The organism is Paenibacillus glucanolyticus NBRC 15330, assembly GCF_004000885.1.
Classification (GTDB): Bacteria; Bacillota; Bacilli; order Paenibacillales; family Paenibacillaceae; genus Paenibacillus_AQ; species Paenibacillus_AQ glucanolyticus.
The window spans coordinates 37,499-57,732 of sequence record NZ_BIMC01000012.1; the positions used below are offsets into that span (position 1 = coordinate 37,499).

Sequence of the window (20,234 nt, forward strand, 5' to 3'; positions counted from 1 at the left end):
TATTCACCTATATCGATTGTTATACGCGCACAAATTCAGAGGCAGGTGCTTTTGAAGTGGCAAAGCTTTTACCTACCAATGGAGCCAGTTGCTCCAAGTCTTTCAGCAGCGCGGCGAATTGATCCGGGAACAGCGATTGAACGCCATCTCCCGTCATGGAATTGTCAGGATCCGTATGCATCTCAATGATAAGACCGTCTGCTCCAGCCGCTACAGAAGCCTTGGACATCGGTTCTACGAGCTCGCGCCGGCCCGTTCCGTGACTTGGGTCCGAGATCACCGGAAGATGGCTCAACCCTTGCAGAACCGGGATGGCAGATAAATCCAATGTATTTCGGGTATACGTTTCGAATGTTCGGATTCCGCGTTCACAGAGCATAACATTCGGATTGCCGCCGGCAAGAATATATTCCGCTGCATTCAGTAACTCATCATAGGTGGCGCTAAAGCCTCTCTTGAGCAAAACCGGCTTGCCGCAGGTGCCCAGTTTGCGAAGCAGATCGAAATTCTGCATATTTCGGGTACCTACTTGAAGAATATCGGCATACTCGGCGCAAATATCAACGTATTCGGGGGTCATAACCTCTGTTATCGTCAGCAGGCCATGTTTTTGGCCCGCTTCAGCCATCATGATCAAACCCTCGACGCCAACACCCTGGAAGCTGTATGGACCCGTACGAGGCTTAAATGCGCCTCCTCGGAGCACTTGCCCACCTGCTGCCTTGACCAGCTGTGCAATCTCGTCAATCTGCTGCGCAGATTCCACTGCGCACGGTCCCCCCATGACAACCAGGTTGCCGCCGCCAATCCTGGTGCCCTTAATATCGATAACGGTATCATCCGGATGGAAATCACGGCTCGCCAGCTTGTAGGACTTGGAGATCTTGACTACGTTCTCTACACCTTTCATTTGACGGAGATGCTCCGCAAGTTTCGGATTCACGCTGCCGATAAGACCGATTACCGTCCGATCCGCCCCTCGGGATACATGAGCCTGCAGTCCTTCCTTCTCAATTTCCCCTACGATATGCTGTACTTGTTCCTCTAATATTTGATTTGAAGTGATAACGATCATTATATAACCTTCTTTCTGAATATATTCCTGTTTGTGAATGAGTTGATGCTCACTTTCGCGCTTGTTCGCTTTTAAGCTTTTATGCTTTTAACTGATAAAGTAAATATACAAAAAAAATCTCCCGTCGTCAAGCCCATTCTTCAAGCCTTCATGATCGGGAGATCTGCTCTTTCCGTTTACAATAACGTTTTATTTCGTCCTTCTGCCACTTTTCGCTTAACCAGCGGTATGACAATTCTTACGGTTGTCCCGATGCCAGCACGGCTGAACAAAGTGACCCCATATTCATTACCGTAGTGAAGCTTGATCCGTTGGTCTACATTCCGAATGCCGTATCCGGCATTGGTCAGATCCTGACCAGCTGTATTATCAAGAACTCTGCCGGGAGGGAAGCCCACGCCGTTATCAATGATTTTGAATTCCAGCACATCTTCCGCTTCCAGCACTGTGGCCGTAATTCGGATATGAATATACTCCCCGGTCCATGCATGCTCCAGCACATTCTCGATAAACGGCTGCATTATCAATTTCACCGTTTCATACCGTACCACCTCAGGCGCATAATCATAGGTAACCTGCATCCGCTCATCGTATTTGATCTTTTGAATATCAACATACGCCTGAGCCTGTTCCAATTCATTCTTCACCGAGATGATATTACGGCCATCATTCAGCGACAGACGGTAAAACTTCGCCAAATCCATCACCATGCGCTGAAGTTTATCCAGCATCCCGAACCGTGCCAAGCGGCTGATGGAAGATAGCGTATTGTATAGGAAATGCGGATTAATCTGCGCATGAAGCGACTCCAGCTCCGCTTCTTTTTTCTGCAGATCGGCAAGATACACCTCATTGATCAGTTTACCGATATTGCTGCCCATATCGTTCAGAGCAGAGGAGATGTGGGTGAACTCATCATTTCCTTTAAAAGACACCCGTTTATGGAATTCACCTTCCTGAAATGAATCAAGCACCGATACGATTTTGGATACCCTTCGACTGAAATATCTTGAGACCACGATGCTGACAACAAAAAAGATACCAATGCAAATGAGACAGATCAGATAGGTTAGATTACGTATCTTTACGGTATCTTTCTCCACAATTTGGGCAGGAACCACGGCAATGAGATCCCAGCCCAGCTGAGGAATCGGCTTGCGGATAAGCAAATCCCCGTTCTTACGGAGCTCCTTCTCTCTAAAGACGTTGGTCTGCTTGCCGCCCGATGACAGGACCACGCGTCCTTGGGAATCCGATAAATACAACGCTGTGCCATCGCCAATCTTGTTGTAATCCATGCTTTCGAACAAATCTGTCATGCTGACATTAATCCGCATGAATCCGATCTCCTGCGGTTTAATGGTCGTACTGATATCGACCAGTCTCCGCAGCAATGAGATACGGCCGTTGCTCGCATCATCCTCAATCTGTTTCCACTGGAGTGTCACTCCGTAATTCTCTTCCTTGGGATATAATTTATACCAGGTCCTGTCCTCAAGCCGCTCATATTGATAAATATCGAATAGACGTTTGTTAGAGTCGAGTGGATCCGAATACGCGTAACTGTCATAGATCTCCCTAAGATCGTCATTGCGCAGATAGATCGACAGCCAAATCCTCCGATTCGCTGTGCTCACCGCTGTCTCCAGCTTCGGAATGAGCACATTGATCGTTGTATCGTAGCTTACCCAGGCGCTTTCTGTATATCGCAGCCGGCTGTTAAAGGTCGTATCGAAATACAGCATGTCCGATATTCGAATCATATCCTCCATCTTGTAAGAAATATTCTCGCTCATTTGATGAAGTGTTCCCTGGATGTTGTTGTACGTCTGCTCACGAGTTGACTTAACGAAGACTTGATTCGCGATTTGACCCACAAGCAATACCGGTATAATGATGAACACACAGTACGAAATCATCAACTTGTAACCGAATGGTATCTTGACCCGTATTCGTTCGAATTTCCCCGCCATAACATGCATGACCCCACATCTAATCTGTATTTTGCAAGTTAAGAGTGCTTGCGCCGGTATTCCAAGGGTGTCATTCCGTACATTTCCTTAAACTGCCGACTGAAATAAGGTAAATATTGATACCCGGTCTGTGACGCAATTTCGTATATTTTCAGCTTGGTTGTCTTGAGCAGGTCTCTCGCACGCTCCATGCGGAGTTTAATCACATAATCGCTGAAGTTATGCCCGGTTTCTTCTTTGAAGAGTACCCCGAGATAATTCGGTGAGAAAGAAAAACGGTTTGCCATATCTCGCAGTGTAATGTTCTCATGCATGCGCGCCTGAATATTCTCAATAATCTCTTCGACCAAGCGTCCATTCTTGGTTGATTTTCGGTTTTTGAGCATTTCCGATATTTCCATTGCCTTCATTCGCAGCCATGAGAAAATATCATCCATCGTTTCAAAGTGCAGCAAAATATCAAAATTCTTGAGCTCCAAGCCTGCCATTCGGTACAATTCTTCATTAATCGTCTGAAGATGACCTTCCAGCTTTACCATGATATACACAGCTAAATTGCGTATCGTGAACTTGGAACGTATATTGGAAGCAAGTAATTGAATCGCTTCCAATTCATCATAGATACGAACAATATCATACTCTGTCATGGCTGTAAACAATGCATCGAAGCGGATATCGAGACTTTTTACATCTTCACGATCTTCGGTAGGCACCTCGCTGTACAGAATCCATCTGCCTTTGCCCCGAAACATCTTATAGTCCAGGGCAGCTAAAGCCTCCTGATAGGATGTATGGAGATCCTCCAGCTTGTGGACGGCCTTACCTTCCCCTACAGTCATGGTATAGGCGCATTCTTGCTTCAATTCTTCCAGAAGGGACTGAATCTCCGCTTTGCCTCGGCCACCGCTAAGCAGCACGGCTGTCCGCTGATCGTTCACCTTGCATATATGCTCAAAGCCGTTCGCGTCGAGAAGTTTATGTAATCTTGCAAAGTAGTTCTCCACAACACTAAGCTTTTCCTCGGAATCGAGCGAGCTGTTGCGCCATGTACTCACATTATCAAGTTCCAGCAAAATGACGCACACCGGCCAATGAAGCTCTGTAAAACGGTACTCCCGCTTGATGATATCCAGTATCGCGCCATCGTAAGGCTTCTGAAGAATTTGCAGCAAGTATTGATTTTTGAGGATAGGGATCATCTGCTGATAGGCCTGCTCCGTCTCCTTGCGTTCATGAAGGCGATCGAGCTCAAGTTTCACTTTTGTCAGGGCATCGATCAGTTCCTGATCTTCCATCGGCTTCAAAACATAACTGCATGCGTTCAAAGCGATAGCCTGCTTCACGTAACCAAAGTCCTGGTAACCGCTTACGAAGATAATCCGAAGTTCCTCCTGCAATTTCAGCGCCCGCTGTGCAAGCTCCAGCCCAGTCATATTGGGCATGCGGACATCGGTAACGAGGATGTCGATCTTCTCCCTCTCGAGAACCTCATAGGCGGCGAAGCCATTATTGACCGAGTCTATCACTTTCATTCCGAGATTCTCCCATGGAATAAAGCTCTTCATGCCCTCTAGGTCCAGTATTTCATCGTCTGCCAGCAGCACTTTATACACAGGTTACCATCTCCCCTATAAATTCCGATAAGGGTATACTGCATCAGCAGCATACCCTTCTTGGTTTAAGTAAAGATTATTATTGGCCTTTCATTTTTGTAACGTTTTCTTGCCATTTCGTTGTTTTGAATGCAAGAAGTTTATCGTATCCAGCAGATTGTGCATCCGCTTCAGCCTTGTCGAGGATAGCCAATACTTCTGCATCATCCTTCGCATACAGGGCTTTCGCTCTGGATTCTGTAAAGATATCTTCTACACGCTGACGGATAATTCCTTCCTCGCTGTCCGGAGCCGGATCGAGGTTGATGTATTCCGTAGCATTCGCTTGGGTTTTCCAAGTGATTTCATACTGCCAGCGAGTGGACCAGTTGCGCTGCTCTTCTGGCAATGTACTCTCGTATTTTGCTTTTGCTGTATCAATAAAGACCGTGTTACCATTCCAGTGCAGGTTCGTTGTGATTGCTTGAAGTTTGTTAAGACCGGCTGCATCAGATACATATTTCTCCGTGAATTTAGGTGTCACGCCGTCTTCTTCAAAGCCATCCCAATATCCTCCTGGAGGGCCCCACATCAGAACGCTTTGTCCTTCAGGACCTGTGTACCAATCCAGGAAAGCAAAGATAGCTTCTGGATCTTTAGCGGACTTCGTAATTACGCTTACGTTCCAACCCAATTGAGTATAAGTACCAGGGAAGATTTTGTTCTTGTCGAGGCCTTCTTTGTGAATCGGCCAGATCATGAAGTATCCTCCGTTTGGATCTTTTGCTGCCAACTCTGCATGAGCGTTCATTGCATTTTCAGTCGGGCTTGATGCAGCGTATACTGCAACGCGTCCAGTGTTCACTTTCTCTTTAACCTGGTCAACCGTTTGAGTCATAGCATCCTGAGAAATCAATTTCTCACGGAACAGCTTCGCAGAATACTGCATCGACTCACGGAAGATTGGATCCGTAAAGATAGAAGTCAGCTTATCGCCGTTAGGTACGCCGCGGATGCTGATCCAGCGAGTTAGAGCATTTTCAGCAAAAGCGGAATACAGAACTTCAATGCCTTGACCTTGAACGTGTGGTTCAAACGGAACAACTTTATCGCCATACTTGGCTTTTACTGCTTTCAGGTATTCATACAAATCATCTGTGGTTTCCAGTTTAGGAGAACCCAGCTCTGTGTAAATTTGTTTATTAACAACATACCCTGCATTACCATTCGGCTGGTTTGTATACCAGTTCGGGAACTGATACAGTTTGCCGTCAGGGGAACGAAGCATGTTCAGACCTTCTTCACCCATCCATTCTTTCAGGTTAGGGTATTTATCAAGATATTCATCATAAGGCACAAGCATGTCAGCTTGACGCAGCTTCTCTACATCCGGTCCACGGTCCATCCACATGACATCCGGAAGCTGAGTGGAAGCAATCATGGTGTTGAATTTTTGCTGCGCGTTACCTTGCGAATGAATTGCGTTTACGGTTACTTTCTTATTCTCTTTAATCCATTTCGAAGATTCGTCTTGCCCCCATGGAGGCATGGTATACTCGTTATAATGACCGTAGAAACTGAACTCCAGTGGAGTTTCGCCAAGTACAAACTTGCCTGCTTCTTCTGTTGGAGGCGTGCTAGTTCCACCTTCTCCTGCAGGAGCTGGGTCAGCAGTTTTCGCTCCGCCGCCGCATGCTGAAAGCATGAGCGCTGCAGTCAGCAAGGCCGTCATCGATGTGGTCAGCGATTTCTTTCTCAACCTCATTCTCTAATTTCCCCTTTCGTCTTTACACTTGATATTTATGTCCAAAGCTCATGCTTCAAACAACACGCGTTATCTCTTCCTACTCTTTCAGGGAACCTACCAGAACACCCTTAACGAAGTGCTTCTGGACAAATGGATACACCATAATAATCGGAAGCGTTGCCACCATCATAGTTGCCATGGACAGCGATTTAGAAGTTACACTCTGCATCCGCGAGAGAACGGCTTGAGAAGCCGAATCCAGGTTGCTCATCTGTTCAGACATAATATTAGAATTCAATATTTGGCGAAGCATGGTCTGAATGGGCAGCAGGTTCTCGTTATTGATATAAATACTTGGCAAGAACCATTCATTCCAATGGGAAACTGCCGTAAATAACGATAATGTTGCGATAACCGGACCGGACAGCGGGAGAATGATTTTGAAGAAAATACCCCAGTTGCCGCAACCATCAATCTTGGCGGATTCCTCAAGACCATTCGGAAGACCGTTGAAGAAAGTCCGGAAGATGATCATGTTCCACACGCTTACCAAGCCCGGAATAATGAACACCCAGAAGGAGTCCATCAGACCCAAACCACGAACGAGCATAAAGGTTGGGATCAAGCCGCCGCCAAAATACATCGTAATGATACACATAATCATGTAGTACTTGCGGCCAATCAATTCGCTCTTGGTCATCCCGTAAGCAAAGATGGATGTTACGAGTATGGAGGAGATGGTTCCGATCACGGTACGAAGCACCGAAATTTTAAAACCATTCAGCAGCCTGGTATCCTGAAACACGATCCCGTAATTCTCTAATGTAAAGTCCCGGGGCCAAAAGGTAACGCCACCCATTGCTGTATCTGAACCTGAGTTAAATGAAATGACAAGTCCGTTCCAAAACGGATAAAAAGTTACAAAGGCCAATAATGCCAGAAAGATATATATGATAACCATCATCACTTTGTCACCGAATGCTAACCGTACCAAAACTACCGACTCCCTTCATCACAATGTTCTCTTACCATAAGCTGTTACCTGATTTACGTGCGATCAAGTTGGCAATCGTCAGAAGCATGACGCTGATTACCGCTTTAAACAAGCCTACAGCCGTTGCATATGAGAATCGGGAATTTTCAATACCTATTCGATAAACATACGTGTCGATAACGTCGGAAACCTCTCGCAATACCGGGTTCTTAGCCAAGAGCAAGATGTCTTCGAAACCTGCAGTAAGCAAGTTACCAATGGCAAGAATCATGAAAATACTTACAACCGGCATAATCGATGGAAGCGTAATCGTAAAGATCTGTCTGAACTTGCTTGCACCATCCATGTCAGCAGCTTCGTACATATGCGGGTCAACCCCGGCCACAGCTGCCAAGTATACGATGGAGGAGAACCCGATTTCTTTCCAAACCCCTGTCGTTACGAGAATTGTCCAGAAGTATTCCGGAATGGACAGGAAGTTGAGCGGTTCCTCAATCAAATTCAGCTTCTGAAGCAAAATATTTACGCTGCCGTTATCCGTTGACAAGAGAGAAATCGCAAAGCCTGAAACGATAACCCAAGACAGGAAGTGCGGGAGATAACTGACCGTTTGCACGAGTCTTTTGAAGAACATATGCCGGACTTCGTTCAGCATAAGTGCAAGCAGAATCGGTGCAGGGAATCCAATGAGAAACTTAAGCAAACTGATTACGATCGTATTTCTCATGACCGTCATAAACTCTGGTGATTCAAAGAACATTTCGAAATGTTTGAATCCTGCCCAGGGGCTGTCACCCATGCCTTTAAAAATGTTAAAATCCTGAAAAGCCATCAAAATACCGTACATCGGTATATAGCTAAACACAAAAATGAGTGCGAGTGCAGGAAGCACCATTAACTGAATATCCCATTGTTTAGCAAAGCGAATTAACAAGCTGTCCTTCTTCCGTTTTGGAACAGGTTCCTGTTCTACGGATATTTGCGCCATATCCAACCCCCCGTGTGTTCTATGCCATGAAGTTTATCTGATGTCTAACATTGTAGTTTAAACTATCAAATATAAACATTTGCCTATTCAACGAAAAATGATATTATTCAATCGAAAAGTGAAACGCTTACACGACATGGAATATTGCTTTCTTATGTAAAGTGAGAGATATGGCTTTTAGAAAAATTACAGTTTCCACCTTTTAATTCTATGATTTGTAAAAAAACATTTCTGAAATTAAACATGAAAAGACCCATCGCAAACATTACCTGCGATGGGTCTTAATCGAGCATATAAATGGCAATTCTTATGACTTACTCTTCACCCGAACAGGGGGAAGCAGCTTGCTCATATTCACCGTGCGTTTGATTTCCCAAGTATCCGGCTTATCGTGTTCATACTGTTCCAAATAAGCGATGACTTCCTTGGTAATTGGAGTCGGTGTTGATGCCCCTGATGTAACTGCCACTTTGCCTACTCCTTCAAGCCATTCGCGTTTCAGTTCCGTCACATCCCCGATACGGTAAGCGGGAACGCCTGCAATCTCTTCAGACACCTGGGCAAGCCGGTTCGAGTTATTGCTCCGCGGATCTCCAACCACAATGACCAAATCCGACTGTCCCGCTTGCTCGGCTACAGCTTCCTGCCGCACTTGCGTGGCAAGACAGATCTCGTTATGAATCTCTGCTCCCGGAAATTTATCCAGCAGACTCTTCATGATATGCTTGATATCCCACTGGCTCATCGTAGTCTGATTCGTAATGGTAATTCGGGATGACTTCACCTGCAGCTGCTCGATCTCTTCCTCGTTCTCGATAAGATGCACATGATCCGGCGCGATGCCAATGGCACCTTCCGGCTCCGGATGACCCTTCTTGCCGATATAAATGATTTCATATCCGTCGGCTACCTTTTCCCGAATTAAATCATGGGTTTTGGTAACATCCGGACAAGTGGCGTCCAGTGTCGTTAACCCTTTGTCCCGTGCAAGCTTGCGTACTTCCGGAGAGACCCCGTGCGCGGTAAAAATAACGGTGCCGCTCTCCACCTGACTCAGGATTTCCATCCGATTCGGACCGTCCAGGGTAATGATGCCTTCATCCTCAAAGGATTGCGTTACATGACTGTTGTGAACAATCATGCCCAATATATAAATAGGCCGAGGAAGATCCAAATTCTGGGCCGCCTGACGTGCCAATACCATGGCATCAACGACTCCATAACAATAACCTCTCGGTGATATTCTCATGACTTCGATGATCCTCACCTGCTTTCCCTTGTAATACGTAAACGATCTAGTCTATTATAACCTATTCCAGAGGAGGAGCAAATACGACGGGCAGCCAGACGATAAAGGTACTGCCTTCCCCTCTTCGGGTTACAACCTCCACAGACCCCTTATGCTCATCAATGATCCACTTGGCAATGGAGAGTCCAAGGCCGGTCCCGCTCGTGATGCCTCTGGATTGATCCGCACGGTAGAAGCGTTCGAATATGAACGGAACCTCGTCCTTATCCATACCGATCCCCGTATCCGAAATTCGAAGCCCGACCTGTCCCTTGTACAGGACAACATCCAGGCTCACCTCGCCCTCCGGCGTGTACTTGAATGCATTCTCAATGAATATGAACAGCATCTGCTGTAAATAATCCTTGTTGCCTTCCACGTAAACGCCATTCAGAACTGACAGTTCGCCCACATGCCACTCTGCCGTTTTCTCTAGGAAATGAGCCCGCCTTGCGACCTCTTCAACCAACGGCTGGAGTGGTACGGGATCCAGCTCGAAGGTCTGGCCGGTATCGGCTCTTGCCAGAGACAGCATATCGTTCACCAGCCGGCTCATCCGCTTGGCTTCATCCGATATATCTCCCACCGCTTCGAATGAGATCTGCTTGATCGTGGCTTCGTCCATATCCGCTCTTTCGCCGGGTGCTACCTCCCACATTTTCTGCAGCAGATCCACATTCCCCCGAATGGTTGTCAATGGAGTTCTAAGCTCATGGGAAGCATCCGATACAAAACGGCGCTGTGCGGCGTAGGCATCCTCAAGCTCTTTGTAGAAACCCTCCGTCCTCTCAAGCATCCCGTTAAAGGTACCAATCAGCTGCCCGATCTCGTCCTGCGGCCCGTCGTATTCGATTCGAACGCTAAGGTCGGTGCCCTTCTGGATCTGCTCCGCCGCCTCGGTGACCTTGCCGATCGGTTTCATGGATTTGCGAGCCAGAAATAGTCCCAAGGTTGATGCAATCACAAGCGTGGCTGCGGAACCCATGATCAGGATGGATTGGAGCCGATCCAGGGTTTGTTCGATGGTACGCGTGTTAGCTCCGACTTGAAGCCAAAGAACTAATTGGTTTGTGTTACTCTCAGTAAATGCAAGCTGATACACAATAAATGGATTACCATTGAGAGTCACACGCTTAAACCCGTTGTTAATTTTATTTACCTTCTGAACAGAAGGAGTCTCGAACTGAAGCCCGCTGATTTTCATATTGTCTGAACGCCATATTCGATTATTTAAAACGTTATAGGTCTGAATATATAGATCCGCATCTTCCAGTCTATTTGCAGAAGATCGATTGGGAAGAACATCAAATCCATCAGTCCCAAAATCTACTTTGTTTGCCTGCTGCACAATCCGCTGCTTTAACTCCTCATACGTATACAAATGGACAAAGCCATACACCGCCGAGCTGAAAATCAGCAGTGTCACAAATAAGATGCCGGTATACCACGCTGTCAGTCTTAACCGAATGGACATGCTAGTTATCTCCTCTTAGAATATAGCCGGCTCCGCGGATCGTCTGGATCAGCCGTTTACCTCCATGTTCCTCGGTCTTCTGCCGGAGCATGGCGATATAAACCTCCAGCACATTGGACTCTCCGCTGTAGTCATAGCCCCATATTTTATCCATAATCAAATCGCGGGACAGTACCCGCTTCGGATTTTGCATAAACAGATGCAGCAGCTCAAACTCCTTCGCCGTCAGCTCCAGTCTCTGACCGCTGCGAATGACTTCCCTCGCATCCGTATCCATTGTGAGATCCTCGTAGGTCAGCCGGTGGTTAGACGAATCGTCGCCGGTTTTACGACGCAGCAGCGCCCTTACGCGGGCAAGAAGCTCTTCCAGCGCAAACGGCTTAACGAGATAATCATCGGCTCCGGTATCGAGTCCCTTCACCCGGTTCTCCACTTCGTCCTTCGCCGTCAGCATCAGCACCGGTATCGTGCTTCCGCCTTCCCGGAGTCTTCGCAACGCTTCAAATCCATCCACTTGAGGCATCATGACATCCAGGACAACAACGTCCGGCTCCTCACTCAATATCACTTTCAATCCTTCTGCTCCGTTGGATGCGGTCAGGACATCGTAGCCCTCAAACGCAAGTCCTCTGCGCAGCATGGAAATAATCTTCTCATCGTCATCTACAATTAATATCCGGGATCGCATAGCGGCATCTCCTCTATCTTCTAGCGTTATATTTAGTACGACGTTACAATCCCATTATATCGGTCGTCTCAAGGACAAGACAAGCGGAAGGGAACGATCCCTTCCGCTTGTTGTTTACACCTATCCCAGGTTACGGTTGTTGCTGCTGTTGCTGCTGGGAAAGATCGAACTCGTTCTTATCACCGATCGTCAGCGGCAGATCCATATTATTGCCGTTTCGAACTACGTTCAGCGTAATTTTGTCTCCAACCTTCTTCGTTTTAATGAAGTCAACCAGATCTGACGAAGTCGGATATTTCGTTCCGTCCACGCCAACAATGATATCATATTGACGCAAATCTGCTTCATATGCCGGTGAACGGAATACAACGCTGTCAACATAAGAGCCTTCCGTCACGTCGGTACCCAGGGACTGAGAAATTTGCGGAGTGACCGTTCCCAGGTTTGCCCCGATAAACGGAACCGGATCTTTCGGAACTTCCTCATTATTCTTCAGGTATTCCACAACTTCCTTAATCGTATTGGACGGAATCGCAAACCCGATCCCTTGCGCTTCCGCGCTGACCGCTACGTTCATCCCGATGACTTCACCCTTCAGATTGAGAAGCGGTCCGCCTGAGTTACCCGGGTTAATCGAAGCATCGGTTTGCAGAAGATGCTCGTAATTACGATCATCCTCGCCGTTCGTGCCTTGAATATCGATCTCGCGTTCCTTCGAGCTAAGTACGCCTGCGGTTACCGTATGCTCAAAACCATGCGGGTTCCCGATGGCCACAAGCCATTCACCAACCTTCAGCGAATTGGAGTCACCTAGCTCCACCGACGGAAAATCGGCCCCTTCGATTTTCAGAACGGCCAAATCCAGCTCATAACTGGAACCGAGCAGTTTCGCTTCATAAGGCTTTTTAGTGCCTTGTACCGTGACCTGTATCACATCGGCACCATGGATAACATGCTCATTGGTCAAAATATATCCGGACTTGTCAAAGATGAAACCCGAGCCAATCCCTGAAGGCTGAAGCTGGGATTCCTGACCTCCGTTGCTGCCATTTCCACTGTTTCCACCATTACCGCTATTCCCGCCGTTTCCTTCCTGGCTCGATTGGCCGCCACCAAAGAAGTACCAGAACGGATCATTCATGTTCGGATTCGTGCTTTGTCTATTATTGCTGTTAACCAGTGTCTCAATCAGCACGACAGCCGGACTTGCCTGATCCACAACCGCGGATACATCACCCTGACCCGAAGGAATTATCGCCGATGCCGTTGTTGCTCCGCCGTTATCACTCACGTTAGCCGAAGTTTCTTGGGATGGCTCAGATGAGAACGCTGCATCCGGAGTAAATAAATTCGTACGATCCGCGGCGAACATCAAACTTGAGATGACGAGGACGCCTGCCAGGAAGGACAGGAGCACGGTCTTCACTGAAGTTTTAGGCTTCTGGTTATAGTTCCAGTCTTTATTTCTTGTCATGGAATCCACAGGTCCGCCACCTCCTCCGCCCTGGCTTCCGGAGGAATGCGAGAAGCTCGAAGATGGTATCGGTTTAACAGGCTGTGGAGCGGTAACCTCCACTTCCTGCGATTCTCTGCTGCGGTATGGGTGATCTGTCTGCTCGTCATCACGCTCACTGGGTATGGACTGAAACGGTCCGTAAGAATAGTAGTAAGAAGAAGAATTCTCAGAAGAAGATTCATTCTCACGTCTCGGTAATTCATTGTTATTCGACTCGTTGTTGTTTGCCTCATCATCCGGGTACCCGTAACGCTTTCTTTGATCGTCCATAGGTCTACCTCCTATTTAAAATCACTTGCTTCCAAGTGGTTTAATTGATTAACTGTTCTTATTGTGTACTATAAACCTTAATAGTACCTTAAAAACAATTAAAAGGCAGATAAAAAGAAAGCTGGGCTACATCCCGGAATATGAGTTGTTCGCTACATTTTGACCCAGCCCTTCCGGTGGGCATAAATCGCCAATTGCGTGCGGTCATCCAGCTCACACTTCATCAACAGATTGCTGACATGCGTCTTCACGGTCTTAATGCTGATATGCAGCTCTTCCCCGATCTCCTTGTTGCTTCTCCCCTCGGCAATCAGCAGCAGAACCTCTTTCTCACGCTCGGTGAGTCCGGATTCATCCCCGTTCACCATATGTCGGCGAATCCCCCGAGTCAGCGCTTCCGATACGTCTTTAGTCATCACCGGCATGCCTCTGAATGCCCCCTGGAGAGCATATATAAGCTCATCGGCCGATACGGTCTTCAGCACATAACTGACAGCACCCGCTTCAATGCACTCCACCACAAGTTCGTCCTCAAGGAAGCTTGTCAGAATGACAATCTTCTGATCAGGGAATTCGGACATGACGGCACGTGTAGTCTCGGCCCCGTTCATGACCGGCATCATTAAATCCATAAGAATGAGATCAGGCCTCGATGCCTCATCTCCATTCCGCAACATATCGACAACCTCTTGCCCATTCGCTGCCTCACCGATGACTTCAAATCCCGGGTCCAGCGACAAATACGTTTTCAACCCCATGCGAACCATATCATGATCATCAGCCAGCAGTATCCGAATCGTACCCATAATGATGTTGTCCCCTCTCTATTCCACTGGCTCAGCCAGTTCTTCCAGATCTTCTCGATCTTCCTGATCCTTGCTCTCTTCCGTGGTCGATCCCTGTTTCCCCTCTGCTTCAAAAAGCGGAATATTCACGCGAACCGTCGTGCCTGCACCCTTCTTGCTTATGATATCCACCTGCCCGCCGAGCTTCTCGGCGCGCTCACGCATGGTAGACAGCCCGTATGAGCCCTGCTTGCCTGCAACCTCGTCAAATCCAACACCGTCGTCGCTGATGCTTAAAATGACACGTTTCTGGTCCTCCCGGAGGGACATGCTGACAAGACTTGCACCCGCATGCTTCACGATGTTGGCAACCGCTTCCTGAATGATCAGGAACAGCTGATGCTCAATCGCATCCGATACCCCGCCGTAAATTTCAACATCCTTCATGCCCTTCAGGCCATTTTGGCGGCAGTAATCCGGGAACCACCGTTCGAGTGCCTCCTCCAGGGTTCTGCCTTCCAGTTCCACGGGACGAAGCTGTGCAATCAGTGCCCGCATCTGTTTCTGTGCAACATGAGACATCTCGATTAACTGTCCGAGCACCTTATCGCCCTGTTCCGGATTTCGCTTGAGAACCGCCGGGAGCGATGAGGCCGACATATGAATCGCGAACAGCTGCTGGCTAACCGTATCATGCAAATCCCTTGCCATTCGGCGCCGTTCTTCAAGGACCGCCGCTTCCGCAGCGATTTCCTTCTCAATGACATCCTGCTCGCCCAGGCGCTGCAGGAGCTTCATTTTTTTCTCCAGCGCTTCCGTCATTCCATTGAATTCATCATACACTCTGGCAAAAGAACCGTCTTCCATGGCCGGCAGCCGCACATTCAGATTTCCCTTGGCAACCTGCAGCATGTTCAGATGAAGCAAATCCAGCGGGCGCTGAATGCGCTGTCCTGCAATGTATCCCGCAATCCCCGTAAACAGAAGGACACCGACCGTGTAATAAACCCACAGCCGGTTATCTTCAATATGTATGTAGCCGGATTGGTTCGCTGTATACAGGAAAACAGCAACCCCGGCTCCAATCAGCAAAAAGTAAAACAAAATCACCCATTTGGTATTTTTCAAAATTCCCATCATAACAGTTATCCTACCCTATTCACTTTGACATCACCGATAAACACGCTAACAATAATTCGAATCTTCTTACCCGCTTCCCTGTAATGCGGGCTTTCCAATCCGGCATTGCTCATAAACCCGCTCCGGCTTTCCTCCAGCACCTTCATATCGCCAATGAAAGAGTTGGTCGTGACATGGATGCCGATATCTGAATCATTCGGAACAAACACTTTGACATCCCCGATAAAAGCCGAGATGTTAATCTTCGTTTCCCCATAAGGAATCTGAGCCTTCGTCAGATCAAGCACCGTATCTCCAATGAACTGCGAAATATTCGTTGGCTTCAGCTGAAAATAATCCTTACCCATATGGACATCCCCGATAAAAGAGGACTTGTTCACCGTATCATGACCATTCCAGGATTGGTCATGATGGTGATCTGTATTGTCGGAGCCATCACCGTAGCTTCTGCCGTCATTATCAAAATCAACATGAACCCTAAAGCGACTGCGATCCTCACGCTCTTGGCGCGGGCGTTCATGCTGCTGTCCATCCCATCGATATCCTTTACCTGGTTCACGATCGTGCATAGAGGCTGGCTCTGGATCCGAATGGGTCTTGTCAGCCTTGTCTGGCTTGCCGAATCTCCGTTCGAACTCTTCATCGAGGGAAGAATCGAGCGGCCGGGCTTCCGGCGGCTCAGGCAGATCATAGTCCTCCCGGCGATGCGAACTGAAATCATCCGGACTTGGCGGTGAAGGTGGCGGTGTATGATGTCTCGGTTTAAAGATCACCTGCAATCCAAAACCAATCAAAATGATCGGAATCGCATACTTGATAAGATCGCCAAATGAGAAATCAACCAAATCCAGGTTTCTTCCGAGAAAATACGTCCCGATAATGATGGGTACAACAGCACCCCACAGGGCTCCTCCACGGGCATAAATCAAACTCTGCAGCCCGAACCAGATAAGGAACACCGGCCAAAAGGTCGAGAATATATAACCAAGGTCCACATTTATAAGATCAAGCTGATTTAGAAGAAACAGAACGCCGATACCAATGAGCAGCAATCCGCTGCTAAGCTGGCTCCATCCTTTTCTACTCATGGTCATCCCCTTGCCTTCCAATTCATTTTTTTATTTAACTACAGTGTACAACATATTGGAATGAACCGGTTAGCGGCGGTGGAATGAAAGTGATCTCCGTCTTGAGACCGAGTGAGTGGATAAAAATGGGTATTTAACCATAATAAAAGACCCCCGCTAAAGCGGAGGTCTTATTTTTCACGAACGGACGCTGGCATCTAAACCTTAACGGTTTGCAGAATGGTCCCCTGGTGTGTTCAGTTCGCCAAACTCAGCATCAAACTTCTCGTTCGGTTTTTTGAAGTTCTCTTGAACTTTGGAATTTCCTTTTGGGTTGCTGGCGATGCTGGTATCTTCAGCAAACTCAGCATTAAACTTTTCATTCGGTGTTTTGAAGTTCTCTTGAACTTTGGAATTCCCTTTAGGGTTGCTGGCTATGCTGGTATCTTCAGCAAACTCAGCGTTAAACTTTTCATTCGGTGTTTTAAAGTTCTCTTGCACCTTGTTCTTCTTAGCCACAGTATTCACCTCCCTGTTCTTATGCAATACCATCATCCTCTTCAGGGGTTTTGCCCCCGAAAAGTAGTATGCGAAGAACAAGCAGTCATTATTCCGAAATCTTTATTCCTTGAACGCGTGCTTAAAGAGCCTTAAATTGCTTCTTCAAGCACCGATGAAGGCAGGAAGTGATAGGTCTCAATTGCATTATCTAGCGTCTTCAGCATTTCTTCCGTACATTTGCCGCTGCCGGTCTTAATGACCTGCACCTCGACGTCCTTTTTACCCCACTCCTTAAACACCTGCTTGGTTGTGGAGAAGTAAAGGTCGATTTTCTGGCCTTTGATGGCAGACCCGATATCCGCTACAATGCCATACCCATAGCCTGGGACATAGAGAATGCTCCCGATTGGAAACACATCCGGGTCTGCGGCAATCGTTGACAGCGTATTTCGATCCCGCTTAACCTTCACACCGGAATAGGTAATTCCATACTGCGGATGTCCCGGCTTCTTCCCGGTGGATTCATAACCGGCCGTGTACCCGGTAGCGGTTACCTTCACGGTGTGCAGCACCTGATCATCCTTCGGTGCAAGCACGGGAACGGATCCACGCTTCTTGTCAGGCTCACTTCTCTTGGCTGTATCGGGAATTTCCAAGTATCTATTGATATCACTGAATCCTGCTACTCGGAGCGCATAGAACCGAGACATTTCGATGTAATCGGAGCCTTGAATTTCCCCGTAAGGTTCATAAACATTCCTGGTATCTGTTGATTCGAAGGATTCGCTTAGAATCAAGTTGTAGGCATCTACTGTTGAAGAACCTGCACTGAACAAGACTGCTGATAAAATAAAACCAGCAAAAAACCTCTGCCATGTTTTCCATTGGATCATGTGAGTACCTCCCCCTTACTAGCGAGGGTTCCCACTTCTCAAATAGAATATACATCTTGGCAGAGGTTTGCATACTGCTCTTCTTACTTCAACTTAAACCACATGGGTGTTGATTTCTTCACGAAGCTTGAGGATGATATCGTCCAGCGACTGCGCGCCGATATCCCCTTCGCCGCGTTTGCGAACGGAAACGGCACCCGCGTTTTTCTCATTCTCACCTACGATGAACATGTAAGGAATCTTCTCAAGCTGTGCTTCGCGAATCTTGTAGCCCAGCTTCTCATTGCGAAGATCCGGCTCTACCGAGATGCCTGCGAATTGAAGCTTCTCCGCCACTTCCTTGGCGTAGTCTTCAAAGGCGTTGGAGACCGGAATCACTTTAACCTGTACAGGCGAGAGCCACAGCGGCAGTGCGCCTGCAAAATTTTCGAGCAAAAATGCCGTAAAGCGTTCCATGGTGCCCAGAATACCGCGGTGGATAACAACCGGACGGTGCTTTTGACCATCGTCCCCAACGTATTCCAGTTCAAAGCGCTCCGGAAGCAGGAAGTCGAGTTGAACGGTGGACAGCGTCTCTTCCTTGCCGAGTGCCGTACGAATCTGCACGTCCAGCTTCGGACCATAGAAGGCCGCTTCACCTTCCGCTTCATAGAACGGCATGTCGAGGCTTTCCACAACTTCACGCAGCATGCGCTGGGACATTTCCCACATCTCATCGTTTTGGAAATACTTCTCGGTATCCTGAGGATCCCGATACGACAAGCGGAAACGGTAATCATGAATGCCGAAGTCTTTATAAACCGTCATGATCAGTTGAATGACTCTCGCAAATTCTTCCTTGATCTGATCCGGACGACAGAAGATATGCGAGTCGTTCAACGTCATCGCACGTACGCGGTGCAGGCCGGTCAGTGCCCCGGACATCTCGTAACGATGCTGCATGCCAAGCTCGGCAATGCGGATCGGCAGATCCCGGTAGCTGTGCATATCGCTCTTATACACCATCATATGGTGAGGACAGTTCATAGGGCGAAGGACCAGTTCTTCGTTGTCCATCTCCATTTTCGGGAACATGTCCTCCTGATAGTGCTCCCAGTGACCCGAGGTTTTGTACAGTTCCACGTTTCCGAGAACAGGCGTGTATACGTGCTGGTAACCAAGACGCTCCTCCATGTCAACGATATAACGCTCCAGGGTACGGCGCAATTTCGCACCGTTTGGCAGCCAGATCGGCAGGCCTTGTCCAACAAGCTGCGAGAACGTAAACATTTGCAGTTCCTTGCCAAGCTTTCTGTGATCCCGCTTCTTGGCTTCCTCGAGCAGATGAAGATGCTCATCCAGCTGTGCTTTTTTTACAAACGCTGTGCCGTATACGCGCTGGAGCATTTTATTCTTGCTGTCACCGCGCCAGTATGCGCCCGCCACATTCATCAATTTAAATACTTTGATCTTGCCGGTTGAAGGAACATGCGGTCCACGGCAAAGGTCAAAGAATTCGCCCTGTTCATAAATCGTAATGACACTATCCTCAGGCAAGGCATTAATAAGCTCCAGCTTGTATGGATCCCCGAGCTCACCGAATACGCGCAGGGCTTCTGCACGGCTTACTTCCTTGCGGACAATCGGAAGATTCTCGCCGATGATGCGTTCCATTTCCTTCTCAATCTTCTGCAGATCCTCCGGATTCAACGGCTCCTCCAGATCCATGTCATAATAGAAGCCGTCCTCAATGACGGGACCCACGCCCAGCTTGACTTCTTTTGCTCCATACAACCGCTTGGTTGCTTGCGCCAGCAAGTGCGCTGTACTGTGACGCATCACTTCAAGCCCTTCGGGCGTATCTTGCGTAACGATCTCAATCAAGGCTCCGTCTTGCAGCGGCGTTGATAAATCAACGACAATCCCGTCCATTTTGCCCGCAACTGCATTCTTTCTTAACCCGCTGCTGATCGATGCAGCCACATCTTCGATACTGCTGCCTGCCTCATACTCGCGTACAGAGCCGTCAGGCAATTTAATGTTAATAGCCACCTTGTATTCCTCCCAAAAAAGGTTTTCACGTTTCTTCCATATATGAAGGACGCGTTAGTCCAGTTCCCTCCGCAAGCAAGCGCTCGGATTCACAAACCCGTGCACTCTCCGTCAGACACCGGAACATGCAAAAAACACCCGTCCCGCGAAGGGACGAGTGTTATACCCGTGGTTCCACCCTAATTCGATCTCTCCATCAATGGATGTACCTG

General features: G+C 47.9%; 16 protein-coding genes. All 16 read right to left on the reverse strand.

The genetic code is table 11. The features are described from left to right. Positions 1-19: 19 nt before the first annotated feature. A complete protein-coding gene (gene aroF / locus PGL02S_RS17455) occupies positions 20-1,075 on the reverse strand; it encodes a 3-deoxy-7-phosphoheptulonate synthase (RefSeq protein WP_036639642.1) in 1,056 nt (351 codons plus the stop codon). Positions 1,076-1,251: 176 nt separating this feature from the next. Continuing rightward, the gene (locus PGL02S_RS17460; RefSeq protein WP_036639644.1) at positions 1,252-3,048 is read right to left on the reverse strand and encodes a sensor histidine kinase; all 1,797 of its coding nucleotides are present in this window, start codon (positions 3,046-3,048) and stop codon (positions 1,252-1,254) included. A 38-nt stretch (positions 3,049-3,086) separates the two neighbouring features. Further along, positions 3,087-4,661: a helix-turn-helix domain-containing protein gene (locus tag PGL02S_RS17465; protein WP_006212189.1), complete on the reverse strand. Its 1,575-nt coding sequence runs from the start codon at positions 4,659-4,661 to the stop codon at positions 3,087-3,089. A gap of 79 nt (positions 4,662-4,740) precedes the next feature. After that, the gene (locus PGL02S_RS17470; protein ID WP_036639646.1) at positions 4,741-6,405 is read right to left on the reverse strand and encodes an extracellular solute-binding protein; all 1,665 of its coding nucleotides are present in this window, start codon (positions 6,403-6,405) and stop codon (positions 4,741-4,743) included. 79 nt (positions 6,406-6,484) lie between these two features. Beyond that, on the reverse strand, positions 6,485-7,381 hold the full coding sequence (locus PGL02S_RS17475; protein ID WP_006212191.1) for a carbohydrate ABC transporter permease: 897 nt from the start codon (positions 7,379-7,381) through the stop codon (positions 6,485-6,487). A 31-nt stretch (positions 7,382-7,412) separates the two neighbouring features. Further along, positions 7,413-8,369, reverse strand: a complete 957-nt coding sequence (locus tag PGL02S_RS17480; RefSeq protein ID WP_006212192.1) for an ABC transporter permease — start codon at positions 8,367-8,369, stop codon at positions 7,413-7,415. Positions 8,370-8,676: 307 nt separating this feature from the next. Further along, positions 8,677-9,627, reverse strand: a complete 951-nt coding sequence (locus PGL02S_RS17485) for a 4-hydroxy-3-methylbut-2-enyl diphosphate reductase (protein WP_036639664.1) — start codon at positions 9,625-9,627, stop codon at positions 8,677-8,679. A gap of 52 nt (positions 9,628-9,679) precedes the next feature. Then, a complete protein-coding gene (locus PGL02S_RS17490; protein WP_036639647.1) occupies positions 9,680-11,131 on the reverse strand; it encodes a sensor histidine kinase in 1,452 nt (483 codons plus the stop codon). A gap of 1 nt (position 11,132) precedes the next feature. Then, complete coding sequence (locus PGL02S_RS17495; RefSeq protein ID WP_036639649.1) at positions 11,133-11,819, reverse strand: response regulator transcription factor; 687 nt, start codon at positions 11,817-11,819, stop codon at positions 11,133-11,135. Between the two features lie 130 nt (positions 11,820-11,949). Next, the gene (locus PGL02S_RS17500) at positions 11,950-13,605 is read right to left on the reverse strand and encodes a S1C family serine protease (RefSeq protein ID WP_036639650.1); all 1,656 of its coding nucleotides are present in this window, start codon (positions 13,603-13,605) and stop codon (positions 11,950-11,952) included. Positions 13,606-13,757: 152 nt separating this feature from the next. Continuing rightward, on the reverse strand, positions 13,758-14,411 hold the full coding sequence (locus tag PGL02S_RS17505; RefSeq protein WP_006212197.1) for a response regulator: 654 nt from the start codon (positions 14,409-14,411) through the stop codon (positions 13,758-13,760). A gap of 18 nt (positions 14,412-14,429) precedes the next feature. Further along, positions 14,430-15,530 carry a sensor histidine kinase gene (locus PGL02S_RS17510; protein WP_036639652.1) on the reverse strand — a complete coding sequence of 367 codons (1,101 nt, stop codon included), beginning with the start codon at positions 15,528-15,530 and terminating at the stop codon, positions 14,430-14,432. 5 nt (positions 15,531-15,535) lie between these two features. Then, positions 15,536-16,624 (reverse strand): cell wall-active antibiotics response protein LiaF, encoded by a 1,089-nt coding sequence (gene liaF / locus PGL02S_RS17515; RefSeq protein WP_036639654.1) that lies wholly within the window; start codon positions 16,622-16,624, stop codon positions 15,536-15,538. Positions 16,625-16,822: 198 nt separating this feature from the next. Beyond that, the gene (locus tag PGL02S_RS17520) at positions 16,823-17,116 is read right to left on the reverse strand and encodes a hypothetical protein (RefSeq protein WP_006212200.1); all 294 of its coding nucleotides are present in this window, start codon (positions 17,114-17,116) and stop codon (positions 16,823-16,825) included. A gap of 131 nt (positions 17,117-17,247) precedes the next feature. Continuing rightward, positions 17,248-17,991 (reverse strand): 3D domain-containing protein, encoded by a 744-nt coding sequence (locus tag PGL02S_RS17525; protein ID WP_006212201.1) that lies wholly within the window; start codon positions 17,989-17,991, stop codon positions 17,248-17,250. Positions 17,992-18,084: 93 nt separating this feature from the next. Then, positions 18,085-20,022: a threonine--tRNA ligase gene (gene thrS / locus PGL02S_RS17530; RefSeq protein WP_036639657.1), complete on the reverse strand. Its 1,938-nt coding sequence runs from the start codon at positions 20,020-20,022 to the stop codon at positions 18,085-18,087. Between the last annotated feature and the right edge of the window lie 212 nt (positions 20,023-20,234).

Bases quoted from the DNA above. Each gene is read 5' to 3' on its own strand.
- PGL02S_RS17470 (WP_036639646.1), bottom strand. From the start codon at position 6,405: ATGAGGTTGAGAAAGAAATCGCTGACCACATCGATGACGGCCTTGCTG.
- aroF (WP_036639642.1), bottom strand. From the start codon at position 1,075: ATGATCGTTATCACTTCAAATCAAATATTAGAGGAACAAGTACAGCAT.
- PGL02S_RS17490 (WP_036639647.1), bottom strand. From the start codon at position 11,131: ATGTCCATTCGGTTAAGACTGACAGCGTGGTATACCGGCATCTTATTT.
- PGL02S_RS17460 (WP_036639644.1), bottom strand. From the start codon at position 3,048: ATGGCGGGGAAATTCGAACGAATACGGGTCAAGATACCATTCGGTTAC.
- liaF (WP_036639654.1), bottom strand. From the start codon at position 16,624: ATGACCATGAGTAGAAAAGGATGGAGCCAGCTTAGCAGCGGATTGCTG.
- PGL02S_RS17500 (WP_036639650.1), bottom strand. From the start codon at position 13,605: ATGGACGATCAAAGAAAGCGTTACGGGTACCCGGATGATGAGGCAAAC.
- PGL02S_RS17525 (WP_006212201.1), bottom strand. From the start codon at position 17,991: ATGATCCAATGGAAAACATGGCAGAGGTTTTTTGCTGGTTTTATTTTA.
- PGL02S_RS17480 (WP_006212192.1), bottom strand. From the start codon at position 8,369: ATGGCGCAAATATCCGTAGAACAGGAACCTGTTCCAAAACGGAAGAAG.
- PGL02S_RS17505 (WP_006212197.1), bottom strand. From the start codon at position 14,411: ATGGGTACGATTCGGATACTGCTGGCTGATGATCATGATATGGTTCGC.
- PGL02S_RS17495 (WP_036639649.1), bottom strand. From the start codon at position 11,819: ATGCGATCCCGGATATTAATTGTAGATGACGATGAGAAGATTATTTCC.
- PGL02S_RS17510 (WP_036639652.1), bottom strand. From the start codon at position 15,530: ATGATGGGAATTTTGAAAAATACCAAATGGGTGATTTTGTTTTACTTT.